General features: G+C 70.6%; 21 protein-coding genes and 2 tRNA genes. 16 read left to right on the top strand and 7 right to left on the bottom strand.

Annotated features, from left to right (window positions below):
• Nucleotides 1-49: 49 nt before the first annotated feature.
• From selB to C4313_RS01675, 6 genes are all read right to left on the bottom strand, one after another.
• The gene (gene selB / locus C4313_RS01700; protein ID WP_352428147.1) at nucleotides 50-1,942 is read right to left on the bottom strand and encodes a selenocysteine-specific translation elongation factor; all 1,893 of its coding nucleotides are present in this window, start codon (nucleotides 1,940-1,942) and stop codon (nucleotides 50-52) included.
• Nucleotides 1,943-1,973: 31 nt separating this feature from the next.
• Nucleotides 1,974-3,197, bottom strand: coding sequence for a coiled-coil domain-containing protein (locus C4313_RS01695; protein ID WP_352428146.1), 1,224 nt, complete (start codon nucleotides 3,195-3,197; stop codon nucleotides 1,974-1,976).
• A 195-nt stretch (nucleotides 3,198-3,392) separates the two neighbouring features.
• A tRNA-Ser gene (locus tag C4313_RS01690) sits at nucleotides 3,393-3,484 on the bottom strand.
• Nucleotides 3,485-3,499: 15 nt separating this feature from the next.
• Nucleotides 3,500-3,590: transfer RNA gene (locus tag C4313_RS01685), tRNA-Ser, on the bottom strand.
• A 120-nt stretch (nucleotides 3,591-3,710) separates the two neighbouring features.
• Nucleotides 3,711-5,834, bottom strand: coding sequence for a penicillin-binding transpeptidase domain-containing protein (locus C4313_RS01680; protein ID WP_352428145.1), 2,124 nt, complete (start codon nucleotides 5,832-5,834; stop codon nucleotides 3,711-3,713).
• The gene (locus C4313_RS01675) at nucleotides 5,831-6,646 is read right to left on the bottom strand and encodes a tyrosine-type recombinase/integrase (RefSeq protein ID WP_352428144.1); all 816 of its coding nucleotides are present in this window, start codon (nucleotides 6,644-6,646) and stop codon (nucleotides 5,831-5,833) included. The genes C4313_RS01680 and C4313_RS01675 overlap by 4 nt, the downstream gene beginning before the upstream one ends.
• A gap of 113 nt (nucleotides 6,647-6,759) precedes the next feature.
• Between C4313_RS01675 and C4313_RS01670 the strand changes: the two genes are divergently transcribed.
• The 9 genes from C4313_RS01670 to C4313_RS01630 all read left to right on the top strand — a co-directional run bounded on the left by C4313_RS01670 (nucleotide 6,760) and on the right by C4313_RS01630 (nucleotide 14,230).
• Entirely contained in the window at nucleotides 6,760-7,323 is a 564-nt protein-coding gene (locus tag C4313_RS01670) for an HD domain-containing protein (protein ID WP_352428143.1), read from the top strand.
• An 80-nt stretch (nucleotides 7,324-7,403) separates the two neighbouring features.
• Nucleotides 7,404-9,488 carry an elongation factor G gene (gene fusA, locus C4313_RS01665; protein ID WP_352428142.1) on the top strand — a complete coding sequence of 695 codons (2,085 nt, stop codon included), beginning with the start codon at nucleotides 7,404-7,406 and terminating at the stop codon, nucleotides 9,486-9,488.
• A gap of 83 nt (nucleotides 9,489-9,571) precedes the next feature.
• Nucleotides 9,572-9,982: an SCP2 sterol-binding domain-containing protein gene (locus C4313_RS01660; protein WP_352428141.1), complete on the top strand. Its 411-nt coding sequence runs from the start codon at nucleotides 9,572-9,574 to the stop codon at nucleotides 9,980-9,982.
• 69 nt (nucleotides 9,983-10,051) lie between these two features.
• A complete protein-coding gene (locus tag C4313_RS01655) occupies nucleotides 10,052-11,218 on the top strand; it encodes an iron-containing alcohol dehydrogenase (RefSeq protein WP_352428140.1) in 1,167 nt (388 codons plus the stop codon).
• Nucleotides 11,219-11,238: 20 nt separating this feature from the next.
• The gene (gene moaC / locus C4313_RS01650) at nucleotides 11,239-11,724 is read left to right on the top strand and encodes a cyclic pyranopterin monophosphate synthase MoaC (protein WP_352428139.1); all 486 of its coding nucleotides are present in this window, start codon (nucleotides 11,239-11,241) and stop codon (nucleotides 11,722-11,724) included.
• A gap of 13 nt (nucleotides 11,725-11,737) precedes the next feature.
• Nucleotides 11,738-12,463 (top strand): molybdenum cofactor biosynthesis protein, encoded by a 726-nt coding sequence (locus tag C4313_RS01645; protein WP_352428138.1) that lies wholly within the window; start codon nucleotides 11,738-11,740, stop codon nucleotides 12,461-12,463.
• A 58-nt stretch (nucleotides 12,464-12,521) separates the two neighbouring features.
• Nucleotides 12,522-12,959: a CBS domain-containing protein gene (locus tag C4313_RS01640; protein WP_352428137.1), complete on the top strand. Its 438-nt coding sequence runs from the start codon at nucleotides 12,522-12,524 to the stop codon at nucleotides 12,957-12,959.
• Between the two features lie 18 nt (nucleotides 12,960-12,977).
• Nucleotides 12,978-13,280 (top strand): YkvA family protein, encoded by a 303-nt coding sequence (locus tag C4313_RS01635; protein ID WP_352428136.1) that lies wholly within the window; start codon nucleotides 12,978-12,980, stop codon nucleotides 13,278-13,280.
• 104 nt (nucleotides 13,281-13,384) lie between these two features.
• Nucleotides 13,385-14,230: a ParB N-terminal domain-containing protein gene (locus C4313_RS01630; RefSeq protein ID WP_352428135.1), complete on the top strand. Its 846-nt coding sequence runs from the start codon at nucleotides 13,385-13,387 to the stop codon at nucleotides 14,228-14,230.
• Here C4313_RS01630 and C4313_RS01625 read toward each other — a convergent pair.
• A complete protein-coding gene (locus C4313_RS01625; RefSeq protein WP_352428134.1) occupies nucleotides 14,197-14,982 on the bottom strand; it encodes a class I SAM-dependent methyltransferase in 786 nt (261 codons plus the stop codon). The genes C4313_RS01630 and C4313_RS01625 overlap by 34 nt on opposite strands.
• 197 nt (nucleotides 14,983-15,179) lie before the next feature.
• On the opposite strand from C4313_RS01625, the gene C4313_RS01620 reads away from it, so the two are divergent.
• The 7 genes from C4313_RS01620 to C4313_RS01590 all read left to right on the top strand — a co-directional run bounded on the left by C4313_RS01620 (nucleotide 15,180) and on the right by C4313_RS01590 (nucleotide 22,556).
• The gene (locus tag C4313_RS01620) at nucleotides 15,180-16,592 is read left to right on the top strand and encodes a sialidase family protein (protein ID WP_352428133.1); all 1,413 of its coding nucleotides are present in this window, start codon (nucleotides 15,180-15,182) and stop codon (nucleotides 16,590-16,592) included.
• Nucleotides 16,593-16,667: 75 nt separating this feature from the next.
• Entirely contained in the window at nucleotides 16,668-17,666 is a 999-nt protein-coding gene (gene mvaD, locus C4313_RS01615; RefSeq protein WP_352428132.1) for a diphosphomevalonate decarboxylase, read from the top strand.
• Nucleotides 17,663-18,751, top strand: a complete 1,089-nt coding sequence (locus C4313_RS01610) for a M50 family metallopeptidase (protein WP_352428131.1) — start codon at nucleotides 17,663-17,665, stop codon at nucleotides 18,749-18,751. The genes mvaD and C4313_RS01610 overlap by 4 nt, the downstream gene beginning before the upstream one ends.
• Before the next feature lie 84 nt (nucleotides 18,752-18,835).
• Nucleotides 18,836-19,294 (top strand): acyl-CoA thioesterase, encoded by a 459-nt coding sequence (locus C4313_RS01605; protein ID WP_352428130.1) that lies wholly within the window; start codon nucleotides 18,836-18,838, stop codon nucleotides 19,292-19,294.
• Nucleotides 19,295-19,338: 44 nt separating this feature from the next.
• Nucleotides 19,339-20,313 (top strand): aldo/keto reductase, encoded by a 975-nt coding sequence (locus tag C4313_RS01600; RefSeq protein WP_352428129.1) that lies wholly within the window; start codon nucleotides 19,339-19,341, stop codon nucleotides 20,311-20,313.
• Between the two features lie 6 nt (nucleotides 20,314-20,319).
• Complete coding sequence (locus C4313_RS01595) at nucleotides 20,320-21,441, top strand: glycosyltransferase family 4 protein (protein WP_352428128.1); 1,122 nt, start codon at nucleotides 20,320-20,322, stop codon at nucleotides 21,439-21,441.
• Entirely contained in the window at nucleotides 21,426-22,556 is a 1,131-nt protein-coding gene (locus C4313_RS01590) for a glycosyltransferase family 4 protein (RefSeq protein WP_352428127.1), read from the top strand. Before C4313_RS01595 ends, C4313_RS01590 begins: the two co-directional genes overlap by 16 nt.
• Nucleotides 22,557-22,570 lie beyond the last annotated feature (14 nt).

The raw sequence follows: 22,570 nt of genomic DNA, 5'->3' as shown, positions 1-22,570 counted from the left end.
CCGATCCAGATCTCCATAGCGATTCTACCATAACACCGACACCCGCTGGCTACGCGGACGGCCCGGTGGTGGGTCCGGCGGTCAGCACCCGCACATCCCCCACCCGCCGCGTGATCCCCATCGCGTCCAGTTGCTCCAGCAGCGCCACCGCGATCTTCCGGCTGGTCTGAAGCAGATCCCGCGCCTCCGCCGCCGAGAGGGTTCCCCGTTCCTGCAGGTGCTGCCGGATGCGCGCCACCCCCTCCTCCCAGGTCTCCTTCAGAAGCACCACCTCTTCGCTGAGGCGCACCAGCACGCCTTCCTCCAGCAGGGCCTGCAGCAGTTCCCGGCCCAGGAGGGCCTCGGCCTCCCGCAGGTTCGGGGGGTGCCAGGGATCCTGTCGGAAGCGGGCCAGGCAGGCCTCGACCCGCTGGCGTTGGACTTCGTTCAGGCGAAGGGTGAAGCCGGCCCGTCGGATCAGCGGCCCCAGATCCTCCAGAAGCCCTTGTCGGAGGGCTTCCGCCAGCACGGCCTCGAAGGCTGGGCCAGGCCACCCCAGGCGGCTGCGGGCCTCCTCCTTGGGCATCCCCCGGCGAAGGGGGTTCTCCCGGTGGTAAGCCTCCACTTGCTCGACCAGCCGCCGCAGGGCGGCGGCCTGCCACTCGGGAGCCGCCCATCGGTCCTCTCCCAGCCGGATGGCTTCCCCGGCTGCCGCCAGCCCCTCCAGGAGCGTTCGCACGGCCTCCGGGGGCATGGCCAGCCGGAGGGCGGCTTCCGAAAGGGAAAGCATCCCGGCCTCCCGGAGCCAGACCCGTAGGCGCGCCGCCGGGTCGGCCCGGTGCAGGGCCCGGAGGGTCTCTAGGATCTCCGGGCGGTGGCGGCGGTGACGGCGGCCGGGATGGGCGTCCAGGACCTCACCGCCGCCCAAGGTCATGGAGGGGGACGGCCAGCGCAGGATAAAGCGGTCCCCCGGGGCGACCACGGTCGGCCGGCTCAGGAGGATCTGGGCGAAACCCACCTCCCCCGGCGGGAGAGCGTCCCGGTCCAGCAGGCGGACCCGGGCCATGAGCTCCGCCGCGCCGTGGAAGAACTTGACCTCGGCGAAGTGAAGCAGGGGGCGCGGCGAGCCTTCCCAGTGGATCAGGTGGACGTCGAGGAGGGCGGTAGGCTGGAAGCGGCCGGGGGCCGTTACCCAATCCCCCCGTCGGAGGTCCTCCGGGGCGACGCCGGCCAGGTTGATGGCGACCCGCGAGCCGGGGAGGGCCTCTTCCACCCGACGGCGGTAGGACTGCAGGCCCCGGATGCGGGCCCGGCGCCCGGCCGGCCAGATCTCCACCTCCTCGCCGACCTGGAGGCGGCCGTCCAGCAGGGTGCCGGTGACCACTGTTCCAAAGCCCGGCATCGTGAAGGCGCGGTCGATGGAGAGGCGGGCGCGGCCCCGATCGGGCCGGGGGGGCCTTCCCCGCAGCACCGCCGCCAGGGCCTCCACCAGCCGGTCCAGGCCGGCCCGGGTGTGGGCGGAGACAGGGACGATGGGCGCTGCTGCCCAGCAGGTCCCCCGGAGCAGGGCCCGCACATCCTCCTCGACCAGGGCCAGCCAGTCCGCATCGACCAGGTCGATCTTGGTGAGGGCCACGACGCCGGCGCAGACCTCCAGGAGGGTGAGGATGGCCAGGTGCTCGCGGGTCTGGGGCATCACCCCTTCGTCGGCGGCCACCACCAGCAGCGCCGCGTCGATGCCGCCCACGCCGGCCAGCATGTTCTCGATGAAATCCAGATGGCCGGGGACATCCACGATCCCGACAGTCTCCCCGTGGGGAAGGGTCAGCCAGGCGAAGCCCAGGTCGATGGTCATCTCCCGGATCTGCTCCGCTTTCAGACGATCCGGGTGGATCCCGGTCAGGGCCTCGACCAGGGCGGATTTGCCGTGGTCCACGTGGCCGGCGGTGGCGATCACCGGCATCGCGATCCTCCTCCCATCGCGGCCGGTCCCATCAGAGGGGCGGTGCCTCGCCGGGGGTGTCCTTCAAGCTTTGCTTCAGGCGGCTGAGGCGCTGCTCATGGTTCTGGGTCCAGATCCGGGCCACATCCCGGAGGTGGCGGGCCCATTCTTCCTGCTCCTCCAGGAGCCCGCGCAGGATCTGCTCCACCCGCGGCCCCTGGCGCTCCAGGGCCTCCAGCCGGCCTTCCAGCTCCCGATGCTCCCGCTGGTGCGCCGCCCAGCGCTCCTCCCGCAGCAGGTTCAGTTGATGGAAACGCCGCTCCTGGGCGGCCTGCCACTCGTCCCACTCTTGTTTCAATCGGGCCTCGTGCAGCCGGAACCGTTCGCTCAGTTCCATCAGATGCCGTTCCCAGCCCTCCCGCAGCGCGCTCAGCCCCTCAAGGGCCTGCCGGCCCTCCCGGGCCAGGTCCTGGAGGTGATGGAGGACGGCGTGATAGTCCTCGATGCGCGCCAGCCGCTCCTCGACGTGCTGCTCCAGGCGGCGCACGGCCTGGACGTGCTCCAGGTCCGCCAGGCGCAGGGCCTCGACCTGAGCGAGGATCTCCCCCAAGCGGGCCTCGATCGACTCCAGGACCCGGGGGCGTTTTTGCAGTTCCTCCTCCAGCAGCGTCGTGCGCTGGGCCTGGCCCTCGAGGCGCTTGCGCTGGTCGATCTGCTCCTGCTCCAAGGCGGCCAGGCGTTTGAGGGTCTGGCGGCTTTGCTCCTCCAGATACGTCAAGCGAGGATGGGTCTCCTCCAGGGTCCGGGAGAGGGCCTCCAGGCGGACGCCCTGGACCTGGAGCGTTTGGGTCAGCCGCTGGAGTTCGGCGCGGCGGGAGGCCAGTTCCTGCTCCATCCGGTCGAGGCGGGGGAGCGCCTCCTGGAAGGTTTTGGCCGAGCGCTGGAGGTCGGCGATCTGCAGTTGCAGGGCAGCCTGTCCTTCGCGGAAGTGGCGCTCCAGTTCCTCCAGGCGCCGGTCCAGGAGGGCGCCCAGTTCCTCGCGGAGCCGGGCGAAGGAGGGCTCGATCTGGGCGGATCGAGCGGCCTGGGCCTGGGTGGCGGCCATGGCCTCGGTGAGTTTACGGATCTGCTCCTGGGCCTGCTCGAGGAGGGCCGTCAACTGATCCACCTGTTGCTGGAGGCGGGCGATGGTCTCTTTGTCCTTGCGGCGTTCCTGCTCCAGCCAGAGGACGGTCTGACGGGTCTGGGCCAGTTCCATCTCGATCTCGGGTGTCACTGCGCACCTCCTGGCCTGGGTCTGGGAAGGGCGGGCCGAGGGCCTTCGATCGGGATGCGATGTCAGCGGATCGGACTTTCGACGTGGCTCTATGATACTTCGGTTCGCCGCCTGCCGGCGGCTGGGGAGGTGAGATGGCGCCGGCGCCTCAGAAAACAGAAGCGGCGCGCCGGCGCGCCGCTTCCAAGGGCCAGGCGGAGGGGGAGGGATTCGAACCCTCGAGGGGGGCTTTTCGCACCCCCCACCGCTTAGCAGGCGGTTCCGTTAGGCCGCTCCGGCACCCCTCCATCCAAAACTCCAGGCGGAGGGAGGGGGATTTGAACCCCCGAGGAGGCACTCCGGCCTCCTAGCGGTTTTCAAGACCGCCGCCTTCAGCCGCTCGGCCATCCCTCCGTGGAGAATTATGCCCGGCCTCCAGGGCGCCGTCAAGGGGACGGCGGACGCCACGGGACGGAGACGCAGCAGCGCTGTGTTCCGACGGCCGACACTCTCTATCGGACAGCGGGCTTGTGGTCAGCGATCTGGTTGGGGTGGCGGCGTCGGGAAGGGGGTGCGGGGAAGGCCATAATAGGCCTCCAGGATCTGACGGGCCAGGGGGGCAGCCACCGCCGACCCCTGTCCCCCATGCTCCACCACCACCACCACCACCAGTTCCGGCGCGTCCGCCGGGGCGTAGCCCGCGAACCATGCATGCGGGGGCCGGCCCGGGCCCGCCTCCGCCGTCCCGGTTTTCCCGGCCACCGGGAAGGGCATGCCCCGGAACACCCATGGGGCCGTCCCCCGGGGATGGGTGGTGACCCCGAGGAGGCCCTGGCGGATCACCGCCAGCGCCTCTTCGGGGACGGGCAACCGGCCCTGGGGCTCCGGCGGCCACGTCGCCTCGGGCTGCCCGGGCGCCGCGCCCAACCGCAGGACCAGACGGGGCCGGTAGAGGGTCCCCCCGTTGGCCACCGCCGCCAGCAGCCGGGCCATCTGTAGGGGGGTGACCAGCAGGTCGCCCTGTCCGATGGAGAGGTTCACCGTGTCCCCCGCCGACCAGGGCCGTCCGCCCTGGCGGGCCCGCCAGGCAGCGTCAGGGACCAGGCCCTCCGCCTCGGGGAGCTCTTGGAGGCCGGTGGTCCCTCCCAGGCCAAAGGCCCGGGCCATGCGAGGGAGCAGGTCCGGATCCTGTTGGTGAAGGGCGAAGCCGATCTGGTAGAAGGCCACGTTGCACGAGGCGGCCAGGGCCGTTGGGAGGTCCACGACCCCGTGGCCGGTGCGCAGCCAGCACCATTTCCGGTAGCCGGGCCCCAGGCCCTCCCAGTAGCCTGGATCCTGGAAGGTGCTGGCGGCGGTGAAGCCGTGGGTGAGGGCGGCGGCCATCACCACGATCTTAAAGAGGGATCCGGGCGGATACAGGCCCTGGGTGGCCCGGTTCAGGAACGCCCCGGGGGGTGGAGGCGCTGCCCCCGGCTGGAGCAGGGCGTTCGGATCGAAGGCCGGGCCGCTGGCCATCGCCAGGATCTCCCCATGGCGGGGATCCATCACCACCACCGCCCCGGTCCGGTTCCCGAAGATCTGCTCCACCTGAGCCTGGAAGTCCCGTTTTAGGGTGGTGAACACCGGACGGCCGGGCTGGAAGGGACGCTCCGCGAGGACCCGCGGGGGCTCTTCAGCCCTCGCCGGGAGGATGAGCAGTCGCCCCCCGTGGGTCCCGGCCAGATACGGCTCCCCCCATGCCTCCAGCCCCATCCGTCCCACCCATTCGTCGCCCCGGTATCCCCGGCGCCGCCAGGCCGAGCGTTCCTCCGGCGGGATCTTTCCCACCAGGCCCACCACGTGGGGGGCCACGCCGGCGTAGATCCGGCCGCTTCGCGCCCGCAGGACCACCCCCGGGGTGGCCTCGAGGTCCGCCGCCCAGGGGGCCAGCCGGCCCGCCGGCAGGGCGACGATGGGCATATACCAGTCGGGGCGGCCCCCGCGGTAGCGTGCCTGCACCGTCTCCGGGGGGAGCCCGGTGGCCTGGGACAGGCGCTGGAGCAGCATCTTCTCATCGACGATCTGCCCCGGCACCACGCCGATCTCCACCCACTCGCCCTGGGCGGCCAGCGCCTGGCCCTCGCGATCGTAGAGGTTCGCCCGCTCCGGGATAATGTATTCCACCTGGAGCCGCTCTCCCTCTTGCAGGGCCGGCCAGAGCAATCCGTCCCGCCAGACCACCCGCCAGCCTTCGGGGAGCAGCCGGAGATCCAGGGTCCCCTCCGCCTCCAGCCAGCCGAACAGCGCCGTCTCCCAGCGCACCCGATAGCGAGCCTGGGCCCGTTCCCCCTCCTGGATCAGGGCGAGGGCCTGGGTCTCTACCGCCTGGACCCCCGCCGTGTCCAGGGTCTGCCGCCAGAGGGCGTCCAGGTCTGCGCGGGGGAGGCGGGCCTGGGAGGCAGGGGTGAGCAACGCCCACAGCGCGGCCCCATCCTCCCGCGCCATGGCCTCCAGGAAGGCGGCGACCACCCCTTCCGGGGAGGGCCGGGGGGTCGGCGTGGGGGGAACCGGCGTAGGCGTGGGGGAAGGACGCGCCACGGCCCGACAGGCGCTCCCCACGGCGCCCAGGGCCGCCGGCAGCAGCCGGACCAGGAACTGCCGTCGGGTCCATCCGCTCATCGCTGCTCGCCTTCGAGGGGGAGGAACGCCAGCGGGAGCCCGGCTGGCGGTCGCAGGCGTTCCGGGGAAAGGGCTTCCGGGGGCAGCCCGGCCCGTCGGGCCAGGGCTTTGATCACCCACCACAGACCCTGACGGGTCAGGGGGCCCCCGCGATGGTTCAGCAACAGGGCTCGGGTCCCTGGATCTCGGGCCAGGGCAGGCCGCCCGTGGGCGAGGTAGCGGCGGAGGGAGGCGCGGACCGGCTCGGGGAGGGCCACCCGGCGCGGGCCCCTCCGGCCGGGGATGCGGAGATCCGCGCCGTCCGGGCCCACATCCTCCAGGACAAGGGCGATGGCCTGCCCTGCCCGCAGCCCGAGGTGAGCGATCAGGTCCAGAATCAGGCGGTCCCGCAGGCCCACCGGGGTTTCGGGAAGGCGCTCGGCCGCCGTCCGCAAACGCTCCCGCTGGGCCGGCGGGAGCGGGAAGCGAACCGGGCGGCGTGGCGAACGCCAGGGAAACCCCGAGGCGGGGTTCTCGGCGACCCTTCCCTGAGCCTGCAGGAAAGCGAAGAAAGCCCGGAGGACGGCGAGTCTCTGATTCCACGCGCTGGGGGATCCCCCCCGGCGGACCGTCTCGGCCTCAAGGAAATCCTGAAGCAGGGAAGGGGTGGCCTCCTCCCACCGCTGGAGGCCACGGGCTTCCATGAACCGGGCCAGACGCTGGAGGGTCTGGCGGTAGGCCTTCAGGGTGGATGCTGCCGGGGTCTCGGTGGCGATCCGGGCATCCAGAAAGCGGGCGATCCAGAGCGCCAGGGTCTCTGGCGGATGGGCCATGGCCGTTTTCCTTCTGTCCCCGTCGGCCTGGCCGGCCGTCCGGGCTTGTGTCTATTATATCCTCCCCGAAGGTGGAGAACGGGAAGCGGAGCCAGAGGGCGACCGACGGCGCGATGGACGGTGGGCAGCAGGGATTCCGAAGGACGACGGCAGCCCTCCTTTACCGCGTCCGGCAGTTCGGATGGGCCCTCGCTCCCCGTATCGGCGCGGAGGACCGGGATCTGGTGGCCCGGCTGTTGCCCCCGGCTGCCCAGGCCTTGTTTTGGCGGATGCCGCGGGGAGACCAGCGGCACAGCCTGGCGGTGCTGCGCACCCTTTTGGCATGGGGCGAGGATCATCCGGCGCTGCTGGCCGCGGCGCTGTTGCATGACGTAGGGAAGACGGCCGCGCCGTTGACCCCGTGGGAGCGGGCCTTGCTGAGGCTGGGGCAGGCCCTTTGCCCGCACCCCTGGCGGGCGATGGCGCGCCTCCCCCTCCTTCGGCGCTGGGCGGACCGGCTGCGGCGCTACGCGGACCACCCTGAGATCGGTGCGGCCTGGGCGGCCGCGGCCGGCTGCGATCCCCTCACCGTGGTGCTGATCCGTCGTCATCAGGAGCCCCTGGGCCCGCCCGGACCCGAGGAGGGCTTGGAGGCCCGCCTGCTCCGTCGCCTCCAGGAGGCGGACGGGCGGAACTGAGAAGGGGATTTGGGTTAAACTATAAAGCAGCGCCCTCGCTCGCGGGGCTTCCGCCCTATCCTCAGCCGGGGGGAGGCACGATGAAAGCGTATCGGACGGAGCAACTGCGCAACATCGTCCTGGTCGGCCACAACGGATCGGGCAAGACCACGCTGGTGGAGGCGATGTTGTTCCTGAGCGGCGCCACAGCCCGCATGGGCCGCGTCGAGGAGGGCAACACCGTCTCCGATTTCGATGAGGAAGAGATCCGCCGCCGTCTCTCCATCTACACCTCCCTCATCCCCGTCGAGTGGTCCGATCACAAACTCAACTTCCTGGACGCCCCCGGGTATCTGGATTTCGTCGGCGAGATGAAGAGCGCGGTGCACGTCGCCGACTGCGCCCTCCTGGTGGTGGACAGCGTGGCCGGGGTGGAGGTGGGGACGGAGCAGGCGTGGGCGGCGCTGGAGGAGCGAGGGCTGCCCCGCATCGCCTTGATCACCAAGATGGATCGGGAGAACGCCAACTTCGAGGGCGCCCTGGAGAGCCTGCGTCGGGTCTTCAAGGCAGCCTTCGTGCCCATCCAGTTGCCCATCGGCAGCCAGGCGGCCTTCGAGGGGGTGGTGGATCTGTTGTCCATGAAGGCGCGTCGCGGCCCCCGCGGGGAACCCGGGGAGATCCCGGCGGGCCTGCGGGAGGAGGCTGAGGAGGCCCGCATGCGGCTGATGGAGGCCGCGGCGGAGTCCGATGACGAACTCATCGTCAAGTACCTGGAGGGCGGCGAACTCGCGGAGGAGGAGATCCGGCGGGGCCTGAAGGCGGGCTTCCTCTCGGGGCGGATCATCCCGGTGGTTTGCGCCGCTGGCCTCTCCACCGTCGGCGTGGGCCCCTTGCTGGATCTGCTCGTCCACCTGGCGCCCTCTCCGCTGGAGGCCCGGCCGGCCGAGGGGGTGCCGGCCACCGATGGCCAGCCGGAGATCATCCGCCCGGATCCCGCCGGTCCGGTCGTGGCCTACGTCTTCAAACTGACGGCGGATCCCTTCGTGGGGAAACTGGCCTATTTCCGGGTCCTTCGGGGAACGGTCCGCTCCAACCTCCATCTGTTCAACGTGAACAAAGGGCAAGAGGAGCGCCTGGCCCAGATCTTCGTGATGCGGGGCAAGGAGCAGATCCCGGTCCCTGAACTGGTCGCGGGCGACATCGGGGCGGTGCCCAAACTGAACGTGACCGGCCACGGGGACACCCTGTGCGATCGCGCCCATCCGGTCCGCGTTATCCCTCCGGCCTACCCCACCCCGCTGTATGCGGTGGCGGTGGAGCCCAAGACGCGGGCCGACTCGGCCAAACTCATCCCCACCCTCCAACGGCTGTGTGAGGAGGATCCCACGCTGCACTTGCGGCAGGAGCCCTCCACCCATCAGACCATCCTGGAGGGGATGGGGGACACCCACATCGACGTGGCCGTGCGCCGGGCGGCCACCAAGTTCGGGGTGGAGATCGTCACCAGCGTCCCGAAGGTGCCCTACCGGGAGACCATCACCAGGGTGGCCAGGGCCCAATACCGCCATAAGAAGCAGACCGGCGGCGCCGGCCAGTTCGGGGAGGTGCATCTGCGCATCGAGCCGTTGCCCCGGGACGGGGGATTTGAGTACGTGTGGGAGGTCTTCGGCGGGGCCATCTCCTCCAACTTCGCCCCCTCCATCGAGAAGGGGATCCGGAGCGTCATGGAACAGGGCCTGCTGGCCGGCTATCCCATCGTGGACGTGCGGGTGGCCGTTTACGACGGCAAAGAACACCCGGTGGACTCCAACGACATCTCCTTCCAGATCGCCGGTCGCGAGGCCTTCAAGTTGGCCTTCCAGCAGGCCGGCCCGGTGCTTCTGGAGCCCATCATGCAATTCACCATCATCGTGCCCGAGCAGTTCACCGGCGACGTGATCAGCGACCTCAACACCCGGCGGGCCCGGGTGCAGGGGATCGAGCAGCATGGCGACAAAAGTGTGATCATCGCCCTGGCGCCGCTGGCCGAGATGCAGCGCTACGCCACCCAGTTGCGCTCCCTCACCCAGGGGCGGGGGGTGTTCCGGATGGCCTTCAGCCACTACGAGGAGGTGCCACCGCACATCGCCCAGGGCCTCATCGAGCAGGCCCGCCGCGAGCGGGAGGCAGCCCGGGAGAAGGCTTGAGGTCCGACGGCCCGCCCCTGTCGGACGACCGAGGGTATCCGCAGGGGAGGGGCATCCCCTCCCCAAAGGCTGAGGAGGCCGCCATGGGCTTTCCCTTCCCGTCCGATGCCTGGATCAAGGCGCTGATGGAGGAGGTCAACCGGAGTCCCAGCTACGCCGAGGCGGCGAAGAACTGGGAGGGTGATTTCTACTTCGTGGTGGAGCCCGAGGGCCCCCTGGCCCGGCCGGTGGTGCTGTATATGGACCTCTGGCACGGGCGTTGCCGCGAGGCCTTCGAGGTGACCGACGAGTCGGTCAAGAACCCCGCCTACCGCATGTCGGCGCCCTACTCGGTCTGGAAGCAGGTCATCCAAGGGAAACTGGACCCCATCCAGGCTCTGGTGACCGGGCGGATCAAGTTGAAAGGGAACATGGTCAACATCATGCGGAACGTGCGCGCGGCCAAGGAACTGGTCCTCTGTTGCACCCGCGTGCCCACGGAGTTCATCGCCTGAACGGGGTGGAAGGAGGCGGCCCTCGACCTGGGGCCCCGGGCTCAAATCCTGCGTCTGGAGCCGATGCCCATGTGGTTCTTCAAGACCCCGGAGATCGTGTTCGGCGAAGAGGCCCTCGCCTATCTGGAGCGCCTGGAGGGGCGGCGGGCGTTCATCGTCACCGATGCCCAGGTGCGGGGGCTGGGCTTGGTCCGCCCGGTGGAGGAGCGGCTCCGGCGGGCCGGCTTCGAGATCGATGTGTTCGACGCCATCACGCCCAACCCCACCATTGACCAGGTCCGCGCCGGGGCCGATGAGATCCGGGCCTTCCAACCGGACTGGATCGTGGCGGTGGGGGGCGGTTCGGTCATCGACGCCGCCAAGGCCATCTGGGTCCTCTTCGAGCGTCCAGACCTGGACCCCTTGGGGATCAGCCCGATGGAGCCCCTCGGCCTGCGGCGGCGGGCCCGGCTGATCGCCGTCCCCACCACCAGCGGCACCGGCTCGGAGGCCACCTGGGCCATCGTCCTCACGGATCCTCGGGCACGCCGCAAACTGGCGGTCGGATCGCGGGAGAACCTGCCCGACATCGCCATCGTGGACCCCTCGGTGGTGCTGCAGTTGCCCCCGCGGCTGACCGCCGACACCGGGATGGACGCCCTCTCGCACGCCGTGGAAGGCTATGTCAGCACATGGCACAACCCCTTCAGCGACGCGCTGTGCCTGCAGGCAGCCCGCACGATCTTCACCTATCTGCCCCGGGCCTACCAGCACGGCGCTGAGGATCCGGAGGCCCGGGCCCAGATGCACTTGGCTGCCACCATGGCCGGCGTGGGAATTGGGGACGTTCTGGTCGGCCTGGCCCACAGCCTGGGCCACGCCCTGGGGGCCCGCTTCGATCTCCCCCACGGCCGTGCCGTCGGCCTCTTCCTTCCCTACGTGATCGAGTTCAACGCGCGGTCGGCGGCGGGGCGTTATGCCGACCTCGCCCGGGCCATCGGGCTGGAGGCACCGGACGGCACTGAGGCGGCCTTCCGGCTCGCTCGGGCCGTCCTGGACTTGCTGGACCGATTGGAGCAGCCCCAGACCATCGCCGCCTGCGAGATCCCCCGGGACGATTTCGAGGCCGATCTCCCGACGCTGGTGGAATATGCCCTAGAGGATCCATGCACCCTGACCAACCCGCGGGCGCCGACCCGTGAGGAGGTGGCGCATCTGTTCATGTACGCCTTTGAGGGGAGGCCGGTGGACTTCTGAGGCCTCCCCGGGAGGTCCCGATGCTGACCCATCTGGACGAGCAGGGCCGGGCGCGGATGGTGGATGTGGGGGAGAAGCCGGAGACCCGACGGGTGGCCATCGCGCGGGGCGAGGTCTGGATGGCCCCGGAGACCATGGCGGCCCTCCGGGAGGGGACCCTGCCCAAGGGGGATGCACTGGCGGCGGCCCGCATCGCCGGCATCATGGCCGCCAAGCGCACCGCCGAACTGATCCCCCTGTGCCATCCCTTGCCCCTCACCCACGTGCAGGTCGACTTTGCCGTGCGGGACCCAGACCCTACCCACCCGATGCCCTGGGTGGAGATCACCGCCCGGGTGGAGACCGTGGCCCGGACCGGGGTGGAGATGGAGGCGCTGACGGCGGTCAGCGTGGCAGCCCTCACCCTCTACGATATGGCCAAGGCCTTGGATCAGCGGATGCGCCTGACCAACATCCGGCTGGTCGAAAAGCGCGGGGGCAAAAGCGGCGACCTCGTCCTGGAATGATGGGAGGGTTCCGATGGAGGTGCAGGTCCGGCTGTTCGCGACCCTGAAGGACCGGATCGGCCGCGAGGCGATCTCCGTGCATGTTCCGGAGGGCGCCTCAGTGGCGGACCTCCTGCAGGCGGTGGCCGAAGCCTACCCGGCCCTCCATCCCTATCTGGCCTCCGCCGTCGTGGCGGTCAACCACGAGTTCGCTTTCCCCCATGACGCCCTGCGGCCCGGGGATGAAGTCGCCCTGTTCCCGCCGGTCAGCGGCGGGGAGGGAAACCCCTCGCGCCCGGAGATCGTGGCGCTGACCACCGAGCCCATCGACCTGGACGCCCTGGTGCGGGCGGTGAGCACCCCGCGCACGGGGGCGGTGGCCATGTTCACCGGGGTGGTGCGGGGGGAGGATGGAGCCCGGCAGGTGCAGGCCCTGGAGTATGAGGCCTACGCGCCCATGGCTGAGGCGAAGATGCGCCAGATCCTGGCCGAGATCCGCGCCCGCTGGCCCCTCGTCCAGGGGATCGCCCTGGTCCAGCGTCTGGGCCGTATGGTCGTCGGGGAGGTGACGGTGGCCGTGGCGGTCTCCTCCAGCCACCGCCACGAGGGGATCTTCGAGGCCGCCCGCTATGGGATCGACCGCCTCAAGGAGATCGTCCCCGTCTGGAAAAAGGAGATCGGCGCCCACGGGGAGGTCTGGGTGGAGGGGCACTACCATCCTTCCCCGGCTGACGTCACCCGGCGCCCGGACGCGGGGTAGGGCCCCCGCGCCCTGTGTTATACTGAAACCGGATCCATCCCGTGCCCAGGAGGTCTCCATGCCCAACGTCCTCAAGCAGTATAAAGTGCGGGACTGGATGACCCCCAACCCGATCACCATCTCCCCGAAGACCACCCTGCCGGAGGCCCATCAGATCATGAAAGAAAAGCGCATCCGCCGCCTCCCGGTGGTCGACGAGGAGGGACGATTGGTGGGCATCGTCACCTTGGGGGACATCCGGGAGGCCTCACCTTCGGACGCCACCTCTCTCAGCATCTTCGAACTGAACTACCTGCTAGCCCGCCTCACGGTGGACAAGATCATGACCCGCAAGGTCATCACTGTCACGCCGGACACCCCTATCTATGAGGCGGCCCGCCTGATGCTGGAGCACAAGATCGGTGGCCTCCCGGTGGTGGTGGACAGCCGGGTGGTCGGGATCATCACCGAGTCGGACATCTTCAAGATGGTGGTGCGGTTGGCGGGCGAGGAGTGAGCCCCCGGAGGCGGAGGGATGGATCGGGCAGGGACGCTGAGGTCGTTATGGCGGGATCTGCGACGGCTGTGGCGGGTGTGGCGGGACCCCCGCACACCCCGTTGGTTGAAGGCCTTGTCCCTGCTGGCCTTCCTCTATATCCTCTCGCCCATCGATTTTATGCCGGACCTGGCCATCCCTGGGTTGGGCGCCTTGGACGACCTGATCGTCTTGCTCCTGGCGTTGCGCCTGCTCCTGGACGGCGCCCCATCGGATCCGCGGGGGAAGCCCCCCGTCCGTGGGGAGGTCATCGAGGCCTCTTATCGCGTGCTGGACGAGTAGGCGGGCAGCGCCCCCATCCGGCCGAAAGTGGAAAAAATCGGGGTCCTGGAGCAAAGTGACCCCCAGAGGTTCGGTCTTGATCCCCATGGGGAGACAGGACGGTGATGGGCTCGGTTCCCATAGCGGAGCGCATGCCGGTCCTCCGCTTTGTGCCGGTGGAGGCGCTGATCCCCCACGAGCAGGCGGACCGAATGCGGACGGAGCCGCTGGCGGAGCGGCTGCGGACGGAAGGGGTCCTGAAGAACCCTCCCGTGGTTACCCCGATCCCCGATGAGCTCCGCTATGTGGTGCTGGACGGGGCCAACCGGGTGGCGGCGGCCCGCCGGCTGGGCCTGCCCCACCTGGTCGTCCAGGTGGTGGATTATGAAGACCCCCGCCTGGTGGTGGAGGCGTGGACCCATGTGGTGTGTGGGGAGGACGCCGCCGCCTTCTTCGAGGCCCTGCGGGGCCTGGAGGGTCTCTCCCTGGAGCCCGCCGAGCGTCTGCACGCCCGCGCCGAACTGGCCCGCCGTCAGGCCCTGGCCTATCTGGCCTGCCCCCGTGGGGAGATCTATCTGATCCGGGCGGAGGGGGACCTCTACCGGCGGACGGCGCTGCTGAACGCCTTGGTGGATCTCTACAAGACCCGGTTCCGGTTTTACCGCACCGCCACGGACCATCTGGATCAGATCCTGCCCTATTACGAGGCGGTCATTGCCGTGGTGGTGTTCCCCCGCTATGAGCCCGCTGAGATCATGGAACTGGCCCGCAACGGCGTCCGCCTCCCTGCCGGCATCACCCGCCACATCATCCCCTACCGAGCGTTGCGGATCAACATCCCCCTGGAGCGGATGGCCGCCCCCGAGCCCCTGGAAGAGAAGAACCGGTGGCTGGCCGAATGGTTCCGCCGCAAACTGGCCAACCGCGAGATCCGGGTTTACGAGGAGAGCGTGGTGGTCTTCGACGAATAAGCTGCCCCCTGCCGTCGACCGGCGGGCTTGGTCCAGGCGGAGACGAGGTGGATCCGCCAGTCCTGAAGAGGCCTCCAGGCCGTCCAGCGTTCCCATAGGACGGCGAGGGCGAACAGCCACGGGTGGAAGGCCAGGTAGGTGGGATCTTCGACGGCCTCCCAGGCCTCGCAGATCAGGCCGGCCTCCTGAAGCATGCGGCGCAGGGCGCGGGGCGTGTTGGCGCGGTAGAAGGTGGGGAAGATGTCCCGGGGCGAGCGCCTGTAGAGGCGGCCCACCAGGAGCGGGCGCAGACGGGCCGGCAGACAGCGCCCCAGGGCCACCAGCGGGTGCCGCGCGTTCGGGGTGAGGATCAACAGGCTGCCGCCAGGCCGGAGGGCCCGCGCGAGCTCCCGGAAGGCGGCCCGCGGCTCCGGGAGGTGCTCGACCACCCATGTGCAGAGGATCAGATCGAAGGCCCCTTCGGGAAAGGGAAGGGCCTCCAGCCGGGCCAGGACCCGCAGCGGGAGGAGGGCGTTCTCCCGCAGCGCGGGGAAGTCGCCATCGACGCCGACGGCCAGCCCCACCTGATCCCGGAAGCGGCCCAGCACCCCGAACCGCCCGCAGCCGGCATCCAGGGCCCGGGCTGTCGGGTGGAGCCGGGGCTCCAGGAGGGCGTTGAAGACCTCCCCCGCCGGCCGCCACCCCGGGCGTTTCTGCGAATAAGCGGCGCGCCAGGCTTCCTGTTGGGAAAGATCCAGGGTCGGAAGGCCCATCCCCCTCTCCGGCGCGGCGTCCCTGCCGGCAGGTCCGCGGCCCGGGCCGTCGTCTTCCTTGAACTTCGTAGGACATCCCAGCCCATCGCGGCCTCCCGGCGGAGATCTCCAGTGTCACCCGGCATTCCTCAGGGGCCGCTTATTATTCTACCCACGGAAAACGCCGCCGGCGCGTCCGGGCTGGCGGGGAGGCTGGGATGGACCGGGAGCAGCGGAGGCCGGGCGGTGGGGGCAGGGCCGTGGGGCTGGCGGCGGGGCTCCTCCTGGCCCTGGGGTGGGGGCTTTCCCTTTATGGAGCCGGTGCGGATCCCGCTGCCCTGCCGCCTCCCCTCTGGGGCCCCAACGTCGTGGCCAACGCCGACGGCAGCGGGTTCGCCCAGCAGGAGCCCAGCCTGGCCATCCATCCCCGGGATCCCCTGAACCTGGTGGTGGCGGCCAAGGATTTCCGGCGCACCCACGACATCACCCGCGAGGTTTGGATCTACGCCTCCTTTGACGGCGGCCTCTCCTGGCCGGTCCAGATCCCTTTCCCCGGGCTGCCCCCGACCATCACCCGACAGAGCGATCCGGTGGTCCTCGCGGCCCGAGAGGGCCGGTTTTACGTCCTGGCCCTGGGGGCGGGCACGCCCGCCCATCGTCACCACGGGCTGTTCCTCACCTGGTCGGACGACGGCGGGCGGACCTGGCGGGACGCTGTCGCTGCCATATCGGATCCATCGACGATCCTCGATGATAAGCCGTGGCTGGCCCTGGACGATCATCCCGGCAGCCCGTATCGGGGACGGCTGTATATCGCCTGGCGCCCCATGCACGCCGAGGTCCTCTGGCTGATCGCCTCCGCCGACGGCGGTCTGACCTGGTCCTCCCCGGTGACGGCGGCGGCCGGGGAGGGGATCCAGGGGGCCATGCCGGTGGTGGGGGCCGATGGGACGGTCCATCTGTTCTACGTGACGCCGATGTCGCCCACCGCGCCGGGCCGCATTGAGGTGGTGCGCTCCACGGACGGGGGGCGCTCCTTCTCCCCGCCCCAGGTGGTCGCCTCCGTGCGCCAGCCTCCCAGCCCGGTGCGGCCCGGGGATCGCTGGCGTTTATACACGCTGCCCAGCGCGGCCGCTGACCCCCGGGATCCTATGCGGCTGTATGTGGTCTGGACCGAGGGGGCGGCCCTGGAGACGCTGGGCACGGAGGTGGCCTTCGCCCGCAGTGAGGACGGGGGGCGGACCTGGGCGGTGGGCATGCCGTTCCCGGCCCCCGGGGACGCCGTTCATCCCATCGTGCGGGCCGATGCCGCCGGCCGGGTCCACTTGTTCTGGCTGGACCAGCGTCGGGATCCGCGCCACCGGCTCTTCGATGCCTTCTATGCCTACTCGCCGGACGGCGGGCGCACCTGGAGCCCGCCCTTCCGGGTCAGCACTCGGTCCTTCGATCTGAACCGGAGCGTCCCGCCCGTCAGCCCCGCCCCGGGCGATTACTGGGGCCTGGATGTGTCGGGAGGGCGGGTGTGCGCGGCGTGGAGCGATACGCGGTTCGGCGATGAAGACATCATGGTGACCTGTGGCATCCTCCCCCTCGCCGCCCGCTTCCTGCTCCCCCCTGTGCCCCTCTGGTGAGACCGCCCCGTTTGAAGGGGGCCGACGCCCGTGTTAGACTGAAGCGGCATCCGAAGGGGGTTCGGCCTTTGACCGATGGCGCACCTCCGGCAGGCGACGGCGGTGGCCCATCCGAACATCGCCTTCGTGAAATACTGGGGGAACCGGGACGAGGATCTGCGGATCCCGGCCAACCCCTCGATCTCTATGAACCTGGGGGCCCTGCGCACCACGACCACCGTCGCTTTCCTGGACGGGCCCGGTCCGGACGAACTGTGGCTCAACGGTCAGCCGGCGGCGGAGCCGGCCCGGGAGCGGGTCTCCCGGTTCCTGGATCACGTCCGGGCGATGGCGGGGTGTCGGGATCGGGCTCGGGTCACGTCCTTCACCGACATCCCGATGGGCGCAGGGCTGGCCTCTTCGGCGGCGGCCTTCGCCGCCCTGGCCGTGGCGGCCACCGCCGCCCTGGGGCTGACGCTCCCCGAGCGGGCGCTCTCCGCCCTGGCCCGTTTGGGCTCCGGTTCGGCATGCCGCTCGGTGCCCCCCGGTTTTGTAGAGTGGGTGACGGGGGAGCGCCACGAGGACAGTTATGCCTACAGCGTGGCCCCGCCGGACCACTGGGCCCTCTGGGATGTGATCGCCCTGGTCTCCGAGCGTCACAAGGCGGTGGGATCCGGCGAGGGCCATCGGCGGGCGGCGACCAGCCCCCTGCATGCCCTGCGGGTGGCGACGGCGCCGGAGCGGGTGGCCCGTTGCCATCAGGCCATCCGGGAGCGGGATTTCGAGACCCTGGCGGAGGTGGCGGAACTGGAGGCCATCTGGCTGCATGCAGTGATGATGACCTCGCGGCCGCCGTTGTTCTACTGGGAGCCAGCCACCCTGGTCGTGCTCCTGGCCGCCCGCCGCTGGCGCGAGGAGGGGTTGCCGGTGGCCTTCACCCTGGACGCCGGCCCCAACGTCCACCTGCTGTGCCCGGAGGAGGCCGTCCCCGAGGTCCTGCGGCGGATCCAGGCCCTCCCGGGGGTGCAGCGGACCCTGGCCAGTGGGCCTGGGGGCGGGGCGCGGCCGGTTTCCGACGGGAGGGAAGTCCGATGAGCGAGCCGGTGGTCACGGTGCCGTGGGGGATCCTGGGGGCCCTGCTGGTCCTGGGGCCCCTCATCTTTTTCCACGAGTTGGGCCATCTGCTGGCCGCCAAGCTGGGGCGGGTGGCGGTGGAGGAGTTCGGCTTCGGGTTCCCTCCCCGTCTGCTCGTCCTGGGGCGGTGGGGGGAGACGCTCCTCACCCTCAACGCCATCCCCTTCGGCGGCTTCGTTCGCCTCTGCGGGGAGGAGGACCCGGAGGTTCCCGATGGGTTCGCGGGCCGGCCTCGGCGTTGGCGCTTCTTCATCCTGGCCGCTGGCCCGCTCATGAACCTGCTGCTGGCATGGGGGGTGCTCATCGGGGTGTTCCTCCTGGGCGTGCCGGCCACCCGGGTGCGCATCACCGGGGTGGCGCCGGATTCCCCCGCCGCCCAGGCCGGCCTGGCCCCGGGCGACATCGTCCTGGCCTTAGCGGGGACGCCGGTGGAGACCACGGAGCAGATGCGGTCCCTCACCCTGGCCTGGCAGGGGCAGACGGTGCGCCTGCGGATCCAGCGGGGGGCAGCGGTGCAGGAGGTCCAGGTCTACGTGCGCCCGAACCCGCCCCCGGGGCAGGGGCCCATGGGCGTGGTCATCGCCGCCGAGTTCGACTTCGCGCGGATCCGTCGCTACGGCCTGGGAGAGGCGGCCGTCCGGGGGACCGCGCTGTTCGCCGGGCTGACGGGGTGGCTGTTCAGCCTGCCCGGGCGGATCGTCCTGGGCCTGGTGCCGTTGGAGGCGTTGCAGCCTGCCGGCCCGGTGCGCATCGGGGCGGAGGCCGGCGAGACGCTGCGGGGGAGCGTCGAGGCCGGCACCCCGTATCCCTTCCTGACCTTCACGGCGCTCCTCAGCCTGGCCATCGCCTTCACCAACCTGCTGCCGCTGCCGGCCCTGGATGGCGGGCGCATCCTTTTCGTGCTCCTCGAGGCCGTGCGCGGCCGCCGCATGGATCCGAAGCGGGAGCAGGCCGTCCACCTGATCGGCTTCGTCTTCCTGCTCGCCCTCCTGTTCATCCTGACCGTCCGGGAGATCGGGGAACTGGCCCGCCCGCCCGGGCCGTGAACCTCGAAGGATCGTTCCGGGGCGGCGCGGTGGCCCGTCCTGTGCTGCCCCTGTGTTGGATGTCTGCGCCTCGGAGGGAGGCCCGTGGACAAGCCGTCCGTCTCCACGACGTTCTACGTGCGTTACGCGGAGACCGATCAGATGGGCATCGTCCACCACAGCGCCTATCTGATCTGGTTCGAGGAGGGCCGCAGCCAATACCTGCGGGCCTGCGGGGCCGATTACGCCGAGGTGGAGCGGAGCGGGGCCTTCTTCGCCGTGGTGGAGGCCCACGCCCGCTATGAGGCCCCCGCCCGCTACGGCGAGCGGGTGGTGGTGCGCACTTGGGTGGAGGAGGTGCGCAGCCGTATGCTCACCTTCGGCTACGCCGTCCACCGCGCCGGGGACGGGCAGCGGCTGGCCACCGGATGGACCCGGCACGTGTGCCTGGACGCCACCGGTCGGGTGATCCCGATCCCGGAGCGCTGGCGCCGCCTCCTCGCCCGCGGTCCCCAAGCCCCGGCCTTTGGGGACCAGACGGTGCAGGTCGAGCCCGCCGGGTGACAGCACGCCCTTGCGCGACATCCCCATCCGGAGGAGGTTCATCCATGGAGTATCGCACTCTGGGTCGGACCGGCATGAAGGTCTCCGCGCTGTGTCTAGGCACCATGACCTTCGGCTGGACGGCGGACGAGGCGACCGCCCATCGCATCCTCTCCGCCGCCGTCGATCTGGGGATCAACTTCATCGACACCGCGGACATCTATCCGTATTGGGCGCCGGGCGCCTGGGCCGGCCTCAGCGAGGAGATCATCGGCCGCTGGCGGAAAGGCCGCCGGCGGGAGGACCTGGTCATCGCCACCAAGGTCCGCGGCCCCATGGGTCCTGGCCCCAACGACCAGGGGCTCTCCCGCAAGCATCTCTTCGAGGCGGTGGAGGGCAGCCTGCGCCGCTTGGGCACCGACTACATCGATCTCTATCAGGTCCACTGGCCGGACGAGGAGACGCCGCTGGAGGAGACCCTGCGGGCGCTGGACGACCTGGTGCGTCAGGGGAAGGTGCGCTACATCGGCGCCTCCAACTTCCCAGCCTGGCTGCTTTGCAAGGCCCTCTGGATCAGCGACAAACACGGCTGGGCCCGCTTCGATAGCCTCCAGCCCCACTACAATCTGCTCCACCGGGCGGAGTTCGAGCGGGAACTGATGCCCCTGTGCCGGGACCAGGGCCTGGGCGTGATCCCCTACAGTCCCCTGGCCGGCGGCTTCCTCACCGGCAAGTATCGGCGGGATGCGCCGCCGCCGGCCGGCAGCCGCGGGGCGGTCAGCGAGTGGCTGAACCGCTACCTGCAGGACGAGCGCGCGTGGGCGGTGCTGGGACGGGTGGAGGCCATCGCTCGGGAACTGGGGAAGACGCCGGCCCAGGTCGCCCTGGCGTGGCTGCTGAACCATCCGGCGGTGACCAGCCCCATCATCGGGGCCAGCACGGTCGAGCAGCTGCATGAACTGGTCGGGGCGGTGGGCTGGCGGCTGCCGGAGGAGACCTGGCAGGAACTGGAGGCCCTCACGGCCTGGAAGCGGGATTGAGAGGCGATGCGGGTGGTCCTCCTCTCCAAGGCCATGGTGGTCGGGGCGTATCAGCGCAAGGCCGAGGCAATGGCCCAGGCGGAGGACCTCACGCTGATCGTGCTGGTGCCCCCCGCCTGGCGGGACGAGCGGGGGACCATGCCTCTGGAGCGGGCCCACACCCGGGGCTACACCCTGCTGGTGGAGCCCATCGCCCTCAACGGCCATTATCACCTGCACTTCTATCCGGGGCTTCCCCGCCGCCTGCGGATGCTGCGCCCGGATCTCCTGCACATCGATGAGGAACCCTACAACCTGGCGACGTGGCATGCCCTGCGGGCCGCCAAGGCCTTGGGGATCCCGGCGATCTTCTTCTCGTGGCAGAACCTGCTCCGGCGATACCCGCCGCCCTTTTGTTGGTGGGAAGGGGAGGTCCTGCGGCGGGCCGACGGGGCCATCGCGGGCAGCGAGACAACGGCCCGCGTGTGGCGGGCCAAGGGCTACGCCGGGCCCATGGCGGTGATCCCCCAGTTCGGGGTGGACCCCGAGCGCTTCACGCCGGCTTCCCGGCGGCCCGAGAGGCCCTTCACCATCGGCTACGTCGGCCGGTGGGTTCCGGAGAAAGGGATCGACCTGCTGCTCCAGGCGGCGGCGGGGCTGCCGGGGGAGTGGCGGCTCCGGATCATCGGGAGCGGGCCGGCGGGCGCGGCGTTGCGCCGGCAGGCCCAGGCCCTGGGGATCGCGGCCCGGGTCTCCTTCGAGCCGCCCGTCCCCTCCCTCCAGATGCCGGAGGTCTATCGGGGGCTGGACGTGCTGGTGCTCCCCTCGCGATCCCGGCCGAACTGGACGGAGCAGTTCGGCCGGGTGCTGATCGAGGCCATGGCCTGCGGCGTGCCCGTGATCGGCTCGTCGGCCGGGGAGATCCCGTGGGTCGTCGGCGACGCCGGGCTGCTCTTCCCAGAAGGGGATGCAGAGGCCCTGCGGGAGGCCCTGCGGCGGCTGATGACAGAGGGGGACCTGTATCGACGCTTGCAGGAGGCCGGCCGGGCCCGCGTCCTGGAGCGCTTCACCCACGCGCAGATCGCCCAGAGGACCGTGGCCTTCTACCGTCAGGTCCTGAGCGGGAGGGGCGGATGCGGATCGCCCTGAACGCGATGCTGCTGGCTGGAGAGGCCTCCTACCGCAGCGCCGGGATCCATCGCTATCTCTACGAGGTGTTGCGGCGGCTGCCGGAGGCCGCCCCGGAGGCCGCCTTCACCGCCTTCATCGGCCCCCGGGCCCTTCCGCCACCGGCCCCGCGGATCCGCTGGGTGCGCGCCGCGGGGCCCACCCACCGGCCGTGGGCCCGGATCCTGTGGGAGCAGATGGTCCTCCCGCTGCTGCTCGCCCGCGGGGGCTGGGATCTGCTCCACGCCATGGCCTTCGTGGCTCCGCTGGCGGCCCCGCTGCCGGTGACGGTCACCGTCTACGACCTCAGTTTCGTGCGTTATCCGGAGGCCTTTCGGGCCCCGAACCGGATCTATCTGCGCCTGTTCACCCGGTTGACCTGTCGGCGGGCGGCCGGCATCCTGACCATCTCCCAGGCTGTCCGGGCCGAACTGGCGGCACGCTGGCGGCTCCCGCCGGAGCGGATCGCCGTGGCCTATCCGGGGGTGGACGAACGCTTCCGGCCGTTGTCCCCTGAGGCGGTGGCCGCCTTCCGCGCCCGCCGGGGGCTCCCGGACCGCTTCGTGCTCTATGTAGGGACCCTGGAGCCGCGCAAGAACGTGGCCCTCCTTTTGGAGGCGGCCGCCCGCCTCTCGCCGCCGATCCCCCTGATCCTGGTGGGCGGGCGGGGCTGGAAGGCCGCCTTCCTCCGCCGGCTGAGGGAACTGGAGGGCGAGGGCCGGGCCCGGTGGGTGGGTTTCGTGCCGGAGGAAGAACTCCCGGCGTGGTATAACGCGGCCACCCTGTTCGCTTATCCCTCTCGGTATGAGGGCTTCGGGATGCCCCCCTTGGAAGCCATGGCGTGCGGGACGCCGGTGATCGCCTCCCGCATCCCGGCCCTTCAGGAAGGCCTCGGCGAGGCCGCCCTGCTGGTGGACCCCGACGACTTGGACGGCTGGGTGGCCGCCCTGCGGCGGTTGCTGGACGCCGAGGATCTCCGAGAGGCGCTGCGGGCCCGTGGCCTGGCCCGGGCCCGGTCGTTCCCATGGGCGGCGACGGCCGAGGCCACCGTCCGTTTTTATAATAAGATCTTGACCGAGGGAACCCCCCGGCGATGAGGAGGGGCGAAGAG

Source organism: Thermoflexus sp., assembly GCF_040289485.1.
Classification (GTDB): domain Bacteria; phylum Chloroflexota; class Anaerolineae; order Thermoflexales; family Thermoflexaceae; genus Thermoflexus.
The sequence above is the reverse complement of the archived record's forward strand: the minus strand, read 5'-3'. Positions and strand labels throughout refer to the sequence as shown.